Annotated in this window: 9 protein-coding genes; 6 read left to right on the top strand and 3 right to left on the bottom strand. The window is 40.7% G+C overall.

Annotated elements, in window-relative coordinates:
- The first annotated feature begins 88 nt into the window (after positions 1–88).
- The 6 genes from V202x_RS15085 (at position 89) to V202x_RS15060 (ending at position 8,269) form a co-directional block, all read left to right on the top strand.
- Entirely contained in the window at positions 89–1,222 is a 1,134-nt protein-coding gene (locus V202x_RS15085; RefSeq protein ID WP_232099014.1) for a nucleotidyltransferase family protein, read from the top strand.
- Positions 1,223–1,261: 39 nt separating this feature from the next.
- Positions 1,262–2,263 carry an SDR family NAD(P)-dependent oxidoreductase gene (locus V202x_RS15080; protein ID WP_145176449.1) on the top strand — a complete coding sequence of 334 codons (1,002 nt, stop codon included), beginning with the start codon at positions 1,262–1,264 and terminating at the stop codon, positions 2,261–2,263.
- 118 nt (positions 2,264–2,381) lie between these two features.
- Entirely contained in the window at positions 2,382–3,896 is a 1,515-nt protein-coding gene (gene murJ, locus V202x_RS15075; protein ID WP_145176446.1) for a murein biosynthesis integral membrane protein MurJ, read from the top strand.
- A gap of 1 nt (position 3,897) precedes the next feature.
- The gene (locus tag V202x_RS15070) at positions 3,898–4,731 is read left to right on the top strand and encodes an aldolase/citrate lyase family protein (protein WP_145176443.1); all 834 of its coding nucleotides are present in this window, start codon (positions 3,898–3,900) and stop codon (positions 4,729–4,731) included.
- 1,586 nt (positions 4,732–6,317) lie between these two features.
- Positions 6,318–7,262: a UDP-glucuronic acid decarboxylase family protein gene (locus V202x_RS15065; RefSeq protein WP_145176440.1), complete on the top strand. Its 945-nt coding sequence runs from the start codon at positions 6,318–6,320 to the stop codon at positions 7,260–7,262.
- Positions 7,259–8,269: an NAD-dependent epimerase/dehydratase family protein gene (locus V202x_RS15060; protein WP_145176437.1), complete on the top strand. Its 1,011-nt coding sequence runs from the start codon at positions 7,259–7,261 to the stop codon at positions 8,267–8,269. Before V202x_RS15065 ends, V202x_RS15060 begins: the two co-directional genes overlap by 4 nt.
- Before the next feature lie 63 nt (positions 8,270–8,332).
- On the opposite strand, the gene V202x_RS15055 is transcribed toward V202x_RS15060, so the two are convergent.
- The 3 genes from V202x_RS15055 to arsS form a co-directional block, all read right to left on the bottom strand.
- Positions 8,333–9,154 (bottom strand): purine-nucleoside phosphorylase, encoded by an 822-nt coding sequence (locus V202x_RS15055; RefSeq protein ID WP_145176434.1) that lies wholly within the window; start codon positions 9,152–9,154, stop codon positions 8,333–8,335.
- Between the two features lie 164 nt (positions 9,155–9,318).
- Positions 9,319–9,690 (bottom strand): hypothetical protein, encoded by a 372-nt coding sequence (locus V202x_RS15050; protein WP_145176431.1) that lies wholly within the window; start codon positions 9,688–9,690, stop codon positions 9,319–9,321.
- A gap of 355 nt (positions 9,691–10,045) precedes the next feature.
- A complete protein-coding gene (gene arsS, locus V202x_RS15045) occupies positions 10,046–11,092 on the bottom strand; it encodes an arsenosugar biosynthesis radical SAM (seleno)protein ArsS (protein WP_145176427.1) in 1,047 nt (348 codons plus the stop codon).
- Between the last annotated feature and the right edge of the window lie 19 nt (positions 11,093–11,111).

Below are 11,111 nucleotides of genomic sequence, written 5' to 3'. Positions count from 1 at the left end.
AACAAAACTCGACTGAGTCAAAATGTAAACGTTCTTAAATTAAAGCCAAAGTATGGCGTTGCCTTGTGTTTAAAAGAGTAGGCCAGTGATGGACTCAATGGAAAAGTGCCTGATTAATGAATCTGTGGATATGAGACAGGCAATTCGAGCAATCGAATTAGGCCAAAAAGGGATCGCCGTCGTCATTGATGCAAACAGATGTTTGCAGGGGGTGGTCACCGATGGTGATGTACGTCGTGCATTGCTTGCCGGATTAAAACTAGATGAGTCTATAACTACCATCATGAATCGTAAGCCCACGAAGGCAGAAAGTAGTATGTCTCAGTCTTCGATTATTGAATTGTTGCAGCAAGGAGAATTGGAAGCGCTGCCTTTGGTCGACTCTAAAAATTGTGTGGTCGATGTTATTCTGCTGACGGATTTGACTCAAAGAAAAGATACTGAAAAGGCGGATGGTTTTAGTTGTGCATTAATTATGGCAGGTGGTGAAGGTCGCAGGCTGTTACCACTTACAGAAAATCTCCCGAAACCTTTAGTAGAGGTAGGGGGTATGCCACTTATCGAACGACAAGTCCGTAGAGTGGCTAGTGCTGGAGTTAATAAAATATTTATATCGGTCAACTATCTTGCAGGAATGATTGAATCGCACTTAGGAGATGGAAGTCAGTACGGTGTTGAGATTCAATATTTGCGTGAGAAACAGAAACTGGGTACAGCTGGAGCCCTATCTTTAATTCAGGATATACTTGATGATCCGTTGCTGTTGATGAATGGAGATGTTTTTACGTCAATTAATTTCCGGTACTTGTTGGATTTCCATTCGGCTCATCAACCTTTTATGACCGTGGCTGCTATCGATTATCATGTTGAAATTCCCTATGGAGTAATCAAAACAGAAGGCCCCTATGCGCAATATCTTGAAGAGAAACCATCTCAGCGGTTTTTGTGCAATGCGGGAGTCTATGCCATTTCACCAGAGGCAGTGAGTCGAGTACCCCAAAATCAATCCTATAACATGACAGATTTAATTGAGTTGAGTATTTCTGAGAAGTCTGGAGTCGCAGTGTTTCCAGTACATGAGTATTGGTCAGATATTGGAACTCATGACGAATTGAATAAAGCACGCACAGAGTTGAAAATTGTTAAAGAAACTTTGGGTGATTTAGAAGAGTTTGATGAGGGAGCAGTGAATATTGAACTAAATCATCGAAGAGCTGCTTAATCTCTTATAACCATACTTTTTAAATAAGAAAATATTAGAATGACTGAGTCATTAGCTGGTAAGCAAGTGCTGGTTACCGGAGCGGATGGTTTTATCGGGAGTCATCTAGTCGAGCAGCTTGTACAAAGCGGAGCCAGGGTTCGGGCACTTGTTTATTATAATTCATGGAATCAGATTGGCTGGTTGAATGATGTTTCCCATGAAGTTATACAATCTGCAGAAATCATCCAGGGGGATATTCGTGACGCTGAGCGAATCAATGGTGCAGTGAGAGGCTGTGACTATGTATTTCACTTATCCAGTTTAATCGCGATTCCTTATAGTTATGTGGCCGCACGTTCTTATGTAGACACAAATGTGACAGGAGCCTTGAATGTGTTACAGGCAAGCCGTAATTCAGATTGCTTGATAAGGTTAGTGCATGTTTCGACTTCGGAAGTTTATGGAACTGCACAACTTGTACCAATAGATGAAAATCACCCTTTAGTCGGTCAATCACCTTACTCAGCCAGTAAAATTGGAGCCGACAAGATGGCAGAGAGCTTTTATCTCTCGTTTGGATTGCCAGTTGTCACTGCGAGGCCATTTAATACATATGGACCAAGACAGACTGCCCGGGCAGTCATTCCCACCATTGCCAGCCAATTACAGTCTGGATGTGCAGAATTGAGATTAGGTGCACTAACACCGACGCGCGATTTTAACTTTGCGACAGATACCGCAGCAGGCATGATTGCATTGGCTTTATGCAAACAGTCTGAAGGGGAGGTAGTGAATATTGGTAGTGGCGAAGAATGGTCAATTGAAGAAACTGCTAAATTACTGATGGAAGTGACTGGAAGAGAAGTTCCCATAATCTGTGATGAGGATCGAATTCGGCCAGAAAAAAGTGAAGTCAATCGGCTTCTAGCTGATAACACCAAAGTCCGTCAATTAACCGGTTGGAAAAGTCAGGTCTCATTCAAAAGCGGATTAGCCAAGACTGCAGAGTGGGTCGGACGTAATATTCACTTCTTTAATGCAGAACGTTACACGATTTAACAAATTATGGTTTTGAAGAGACGACTCCGAAGGATTGGAGAATATTTATGCAACGGATTGTGTGGATCATAACATCATTTGAAAACCCTTTTAAGATTTCAGGAAGGTTTTAGATCAAATGATGGGGAGATCCCTTTCACTGGCAACACTGTTAGTTGCCGTTGCGATATTGCTGGGACGTTTAACTGGATTGTTCCGAGTGCTGGGGCTTGCTTCCGTGTTGGGAGTTTCACACGCAAATGATCTGGCGATACTCGTAATCTCCGTCCCTGATATTTTGAATGCGATGTTAATTGGTGGTGCCATGGCTGCAGTGCTAGTTCCTGAAATGCATCGGAGAAGTCAAAATATTTCAGAACAGAACGCTAATCAATTGATAGTTCAATCTTTCTTTGTTGTGGCAATAGTCTCCAGTTTATTTGCACTTACATTGGCTATTTGTTCGTCATGGTTTACTGAAATATTAGCTTTTGGATTTACATCTTCACAAATTAATGAAGCTAATAAGCTGATTATGATTGTTTTATTAGCTTTCCCCATTAGTGCCGTTACTGCGGTTACCGCGGCTGCTTTGCAAGGGCATCACAAACCAACGATTCCAGCATATGGCAACTTATTTTTTAACGTCATCCTACTAGTGGCAATTTTTTTCTGGGTATCACCTGAAAATATCAACGTAATTGCATGGGCTGTTGTGGTGGCTGTTTCATTTCGCTTACTAACTCAGATAATACGCTGCTTTATGGCTGGAGTATTTAATGGTGGATTTCAATCATTAACACGATTCTCCACTTTGAAGCGGAGCTTGTTGCTGAAATATTTCCATGCCCTGACTGCGATCGGGGTTGTCGTTGCTTTTCCAGTTGTGTCACGCTCTTTTGCCTCAGCATTTGAAGGTGGGATCAGCCTATTTGAATATGCATTAAAGCTGGTGGAATTCCCTCGTGGGTTGTTGGGGGCTGCATTAACAATGGTGATTTTCCCGCGAATAAGTCACGTTTTTTCTGAAGGAAACTTAGCCGAAGCTACAAAATTAATCAGCCACGCTGCGGGATTAATTCTCTTGGTAACAATTCCAGTTACTGTTGCCGTTTATGGTTGTGCAGAACCAGTTGTTTCTCTACTTTTTCAAAGAGGCTTATTTTCAGCATTAGATGTTATCAATACAGCAAAATTATTACAAATTGCCATTATTTCGATGCCGGCATTGATATTGTCGATTCTCACAATGAATGTGTTTTACGCAAGACATGAAACCGTGCTTCCATTCAAGATCAGTATTATTTCGTTGAGTTGTTTGATATTGCTGTCTCTGGCTGTAAGAGACTCAATGGGAGTCTCCGGACTCATGTTTGCATTTGTTATTACGAGCTGGTTTCACTTTTTAGCATTAACAATTTCATTGCAGGTAAAATTAAACGTCTCTGTTATTGATGGTGTCAAAATTAAGCACTGTGCTGCTTTAATCCTTTTAACATTATTTGGGATTTCCTTTTCAGCAATGATGGTCAAGTTTGTTTTAGAGCCAGTACTACTGATTGCTTATTCTTTAATTCTGGGACTGGTCTGTTTTGGAGCTGTCTTATTGATCCTGAAGAATCACTTGCCTCGTTTCCACAGGAGGCTATTTTAAAATGAAGTATTTATTTATCACTGATTGCCCAGAGATTGCCAGATATGTAGATCAATGTGGTGTTGATCGGATCTTCGTCGACTTGGAGTTTCTCGGCAAAGTCAAACGACAGGGAGGCCGTGATACGGTGATATCTCGGCACCGCAAGGAGAATATTTCCAGAATAAAAGCAGCGGTGAAACAAGCAGAAGTCTTAGTAAGGCTCAATCCTCTGAATCCTGATTCAACTGAAGAAATTGAAAATGCATTAGATCAGGGGGCAGATTGTTTAATGCTTCCCATGTTTCGGTCTGTAGAGGAAATTGAATGGTTTTGCCAGCGCGTGAATCATCGTGCCTCCGTTGTTCCTTTAGTTGAAACGGTAGGAGCTATGAAGAACCTGTCTGAAATTGTTCAGATTCCCGGTGTGACTCAGATTCATATTGGTTTAAATGATTTACATCTCGATTTAGAACTAAATTTTATGTTCGAACTGATCTCAAATGGCATGGTTGAAAAAATGGCTGAAATATGTCGAAATGTAAATATGCCTTTTGGAGTGGGGGGGATCTCGACAATGAATCAAGGGCTCGTTTCGGGAAAGCTGGTTTTGGGTGAGTATGCCAGACTGAGATCGGAGTGGGTGATCCTCTCTCGTTCGTTTCATCAGCGTGCAACAAGTTTATCCGAACTAAAGGAAAGAATTAATCTTCAGAAAGAACTTCAGGAAGTCAACAAAATTTACGAAATGTTAATAAAGAGATCAAAATCCGAAGTCGAACAAAATAAGCAACAGCTCTATCAGACGATTAATGAAGTTGTAATGCAGCACAAATTAAAAAGAAATGCATCATGACAACCGGATAGAAAATTATACAAATCCACAGACTGGCGTTAGCAGAATCTGTAAATAAAGGCCACTTTGTTCTGTATATAAAACGAGAAATAAATGACTGAAACACCCAATGATCAAATTATTGATCAACAGAGTAAAAAAATCTGTTTCGTGTTTTTGTTTTCTTTATTTGGAATATTCGGAGTCATATTTCTGACGAACTACATTGTCAATCCGTATGGTTATTACGCTACCACTATTTTTCGGCCATGACTTTTTTAACTTCGGCGTCAATTCCGCAATGCCTGAAGATTACCTCGCTATTTTGCGGTACTATGAAGAATGCTGTGGACAACCACCCAAAAGAGTGATTTTAGGGATAGATATCTACTCGTTTACTGACACGTTACCCATGGATTACCGTTTAGCTAATTGTCCTGAACTATTTAATAATCTACTTGAGTTACAGGGAAGGTCATTTCAAAAATAGAAAACTCAATTTTCTCGTCAGCGAAAATTAATCAAAGAAAAATTTAAATTTTATCTATTTAAAGATTAGATCTCTGAAGTTAGAGCTTTGGGATAGGAGAAAGGATTCTTCAAATATTCTGGTTTCTTTGCACAGTCGATTAATTCTCTGACTGACTGGATTGCCGGTGGTGGAGAGATTCCCGTGCCTGATATTATTTTGCACACCGGAATATCATTTTATACGTTTCAAACGATGAGTTTTTCGATTGATGTTTATCGTAGACAAGCAAAGCCAACAGTAAGTTTCTGGCACTTTGCTGCCTATGTTTCCTCAGCTCATTACCGGCCCGATTGTGTGTTATACGGAAATTGAAAGTCAACTAAATTCGATCTCTGAAAAGATAAATCAAAATCAGTTCGCCTTATCAAACTACGAACATTTCAGATTTCTGGTGACGTTGGCATATGACACTTTCAAACTGCTTGCGGGATTATTTGTTTATTCCTTTGGGGGGGAGTCGTGGAAAGCATTTGCGAACCTTATGCAATTTAGTGATAGTCATGTTTTAGGGGGCCTCTGGTATGGAGCAAATTGGACATTCGTGATTTGGAGACTCTATCATGGGGGATTGCTAATTGCCTATTTTGCATTTCGTTCCTGGATAAAATTCGAAATTCTTTCTTCGATAGGACAACTGGTTACATTTCTCCTGGTGGTAGTTGGTTGGGTTATCTTTCGGTCATCAGACATGACAATGGAGCTTCTATGCTAGGACTTCATTGTATTCATGGATCTCCTGAAGATTGGACAGCCATTCAAAAATCACTGCCACTTTTGATTTCGTTGTTATTCATCGTTTTTTGTCTTCCAAACGCATGGAATTTGAACTCTAAACCAGGATGGCAGATGGCGGTTGCGCTAGGGACATTATTTGCCCTTTGTGTTTTAAGGTTCAGTACTGAAAGTCCCTTTCTCTATTTTCAATTCTAAATTCGAGATAAATTGAGGCTTCTAAGGAACTTCTATTTCTCGCTATTAGTAGGACCTTGCTGTAAACTAATAGTAGTCTTTGCAACTGAATAGGTTACTGATCTATTTTTTAAATCAATATCTACTTGAAGGGCAAAAATAACCGATGGAATCTGTGTTAGTAACAGGTGGTGCTGGGTTTTTAGGAAGTCATCTCTGTGACCGCCTGGTTGAGCGAGGGAAGTATGTTATCTGCCTGGATAATTTCTTTACAGGAAGTAAACAGAATATTTTACATTTGATGGGACATCCTCGATTTGAATTAATCAGGCATGACATTGTTCATCCGATTCATTTGGAAGTCAGCGAGATTTATAATTTGGCTTGTCCTGCTTCACCAGTTGCCTATCAATATAATCCGATTAAAACTATCAAAACCTCGACAGTAGGTATGGTAAATCTCTTAGGATTAGCAAAACGTTGTCAGGCAAAAGTATTGCAGGCATCAACCTCTGAGGTTTATGGTGATCCTGAGGTACATCCACAAGTCGAAGAGTATTGGGGGCATGTGAATCCTATTGGCCCGAGAAGTTGTTACGATGAAGGGAAACGTATCGCCGAATCGTTGTGTATGAATTATCATGAAGCGCATCAAGTCCCAATTCGTATAGTGAGGATTTTCAATACCTATGGGCCGCGGATGGATCCCAATGATGGACGAGTGGTTTCAAATTTTATCAATCAGGCTTTAAGGGGGCAGCCTCTTACAATTTATGGTGATGGAACACAAACTCGATCATTCTGCTATATTGATGATTTAATCGATGGGTTTTTGAAAATGATGGCACAAGATGAGACGTCTGGTCCTATCAATTTGGGAAACCCTGTTGAGAATAGTATGTTCGAGTTGGCAGAGTCTGTGCTTCAAATTGTTAAATCAAAGTCGCAGTTAGAGTTTCGTCCTCTACCGACTGATGATCCCAAAAAACGCTGTCCTGATATCACAAAAGCGAAAACGCTTCTGAACTGGGAACCTCAAGTCTCTTTACATGAAGGGTTAACCAAGACAATAGCCTACTATCAAGACTTAATGAATCAGGAAACATCATGAGCCATATTCTGGTGACAGGTGCAGCGGGGTTTATCGGTTTTCATGTCACGTCCCGCCTTCTTTCTCAAGGGTACCATGTGGTTGGGATTGATAATCTGAACACACATTATGATGTGCAATTAAAGCGAGACCGCCTTCGGGAATTACAACAGAAATCGGCATTTCAGTTTCTTGAAACTAACGTCACTGAGGTGAAATCAATCTCACAACTTTTCCAGCAATTCACTTTTGAAAAAGTAGTGCATCTGGCTGCGGAAGTGGGAGTACGTAACTCCCTGGAAAGACCTTTGGATTATGTACAAAGTAATGTAGGAGGCTTTGTCAATCTTTTGGAATATTGTCGAGAAGCTCAGGTTAGGCATTTTGTTTACGCATCGTCCAGTTCTGTCTACGGAGCGAATCGAAAAACACCTTATTCCACACGAGATCGTGTAGATCATCCCATTAGCCTCTATGCAGCCACTAAGCGAGCTGATGAATTAATTGCTCATAGTTATAGTCATCTGTATGATTTACCGACAACAGGTTTACGTTTTTTTACAGTGTATGGTCCATGGGGGCGACCTGATATGGCGGTCTTCCTCTTTACCAAAGCAATTCTTGAAGGCACACCTATAAAAGTGTTTAATCACGGAAATTTGAAACGCGATTTTACTTATATCGATGATATTGTAACCGGAGTAGTTGGCGTGTTAGGAGATATTCCTAGTCATAGGCAAGGGCTGTCAGTCAATGAACTTATTGAGACAGAAGCACCTTACAGGATTTATAATATTGGGAATCATCAACCCATTGGAATCTCAAAATTGATTGACGTGATTGAACAACGAGTTGGTAAGCAGGCGATTCGTGAAAACTATCCAATGCAACCAGGAGACGTCTTAGAAACCTATGCTGATATCTCTGAACTCAAACAGGCGATACATTTTTCGCCATCGACTACGATTGAAGAGGGAGTAGATCGATTTGTCGATTGGTATCTCTCTTATTATTCAAGCTCACACTAAGTGTTGGAGCGTTAAGGACTTTTTGAATCTGAGAGCTTGATAGGAAAAGCGGAGAAAGATCTTTCAGAGATTCGCAATGATTTGAGGGATCAGCCGAGCTAATTTCTGTCCACCCTCTGCTGCGACTTTCAAGATCTTGCTGATTTCCACTGGTTCGAGAGCATCAGGCAGACAGATATCTGTTACTACAGAAAGCCCCAAAACCTTCATTGAGGCATGGTTGGCCACAATGCATTCTGGAACGGTCGACATCCCAACACAATCAGCCCCCATTTGTCGCAGCATTCGATATTCGGCGCGTGTTTCGAGGTTTGGCCCGGTCACTGCTACAAACGATCCGATTTGCGTACGAATCTTAAGTTCAAGAGCCATTTCTTCGGCTAATCCAATTAATCTCTGATCGTAAGGTTCACTCATATCCGGAAAACGAACTCCCAATCGGTCATCGTTGATACCTCTTAACGGGTTGTCTCCCATTAAGTTGATTTGATCTTCAATGATCATAATATCAGCAAGTTGATAATTGGGATTCATTCCTCCCGCAGCATTGGTAATGATCAGTGTTTCTACACCAAGCGCTTTCATTACTCTGACGGGAAATGTGACTTCTTTCATCGAGTAACCTTCGTAGTAATGAAAGCGACCTTCCATTGCGACGATAGGAGTCCCGTTGAGAGTGCCAAATACTAACTGACCGGCGTGTGACTCCACTGTTGAGTGGGGAAAGTGGGGAATTGTCTCATAATTGATTGAGATGTCTTGATTGATCTGTTGGCTTAAATCACCCAGGCCTGTACCCAGTATCAAACCGATTTGGGGATACTGATTAATTTGTGGATTCAGAAATTCAACAGCATCATTAATTTTTTCGACCAATCCTTGCATACAATTATTTCTTTTCAATGTTAGAAGCTAAGCGGCATGGAGAAGCAAAGTGACTCAAGCCGCTCACGATAGAATGAGTTGTATGAGACTGGCTGTTAATATTAATCTGAGGCTCACCTTTGGTGGTATTCAATGGTGAGCCTCTTTACTTATGGATGAGTGATTTAAAAATCATCGTCGTCATCGAACTCTTCATCTTCAATTTCGTCGTCATCGAACTCGTCATCTTCGTCATCGAATTCGTCTTCATCATCGTCGTCGAATTCATCATCGTCATCGAAATCTTCATCATCAAGGTCTTCCAGATCATCGAAGCCAATGTTTTCCTCATCATCGTCTAACGACATGAAAACAGTCGGAGTCTCTTCGGTAACAGTTTCGAGTTCTTCAGGGGATTCGATGAAAATTGAATCAGCTAATAACACAGTTTGATCCTCGTAGTTTTTAGTGCAATCTTTCCAAATTTCTAAACGATTTTTTACAAATACTAAAAGCCTGATGTCAATGTTCAATCGTGGGATTTCATTAACAATCATGAGGGAACTTTCCCTGTTTTGCGGGGAAATTTATTGTTCACGATATTCCCAATATTATATTTATTTTGCTTTGTCAAGTGCGAAAAAAATGAACTGAGGATATATAGAAATATTTCCGCCAGAGTAGCGGAATCACATGAGAAAAAACTCGTAGTTTTTCATTTTTTGGAATAAAAAATTAGCGCAATCTGAGGGCTTATAATCCCTATAGGTTTAAGGGTACTGACAAAATGAATAGTCTTTGATTTGGTTTTTTTAGTGGGAGTATTAATGATTTGTAAGCCAGTTCAATATTTAGTCTTCACTCAAAAAAGACTGCGCAACGCAGTATTTAGGGCAGGCAAAGTACAGAGGTCTAGAGGCTTTGAATCGCCCCTCCACAACTGGAACCGGCTCCTGCTGTGCATCCATAACAGTGTTGGTTGGTTACGATTTTTCTTTCATTCAATTCATTGTAGTGAAAGTCTCGGATATGTCGTCTGGTAGAGACAGAGACAGGGAGACTCAGCATCTGATTGAAGTCACAGTCGTAGAGAAAGCCCTGCCAGTCTACTGATAAGATAGAGCGGCACATGAGCCCTGAGACTGTCTCTGGATTGAATGCATTAATGAGTCGCTCCATATACTCTTCGAGCCGTCCCTGATTAACCAATTCACTGAGAAACCGACTGATGGGCATATTGGTGATGGTAATCAAATTTGTGAATTCAATATCGAACTGTTTTTTCAGTTCTCTTCGATAAGCCAACTCCAATTCCGATTGATCAGGGGGTAATGAAAATCCAACAGGATTATATACCAGGCTTAATTTCAATTCTGAATCTGATTTGCCATAACCAAGAGAGTTCAGTTTTTGTAAGGCTTGAACTGATTTTTTAAATGCACCGTTACCTCTTTGATCGTCCGTATTTTCTTCAAGGTAACAGGGAAGGGAAGCAACGAGTTCGACTTGATGGGTTGCGAGGAAATCAGGCAGATCGGTATAACCTGGTGCTAACAGAATTGTCAGGTTACAGCGATCGATGATTTGTTTTTTGAATTTAGTGGCCTCTGCAACCAAATTTCGAAAGTGAGGATTCATCTCAGGTGCTCCCCCTGTTAAATCCAGTGTTTGAAAACCAGGATTTTTTAAGGCTTTCAGGCAGTCCTGAATCGTTTCCCAAGTCATAATCTCTCTGCGATCTGGACCAGCATCAACATGGCAATGCTCACAGGTCATGTTGCAGAGTTTTCCCAGATTTACCTGGAGTGTATTAATTGTGTTTGCTTGCAGAGACGGAAGCTGATTTTGCGCTAGCTTTTGATCAAAATCAGGGTACTGATTTTGATTGTTTAACACAAGCAATTGTTGTTGAGGATCAGCGAGTTTGCTATGTTGTCGCAGTAGAGTTAATGAAGCCATATATCTTCCTGATAAGATG

This window comes from Gimesia aquarii, assembly GCF_007748175.1.
Taxonomy (GTDB): Bacteria; Planctomycetota; Planctomycetia; order Planctomycetales; family Planctomycetaceae; genus Gimesia; species Gimesia aquarii_A.
The sequence above is the reverse complement of the archived record's forward strand: the minus strand, read 5'-3'. Positions and strand labels throughout refer to the sequence as shown.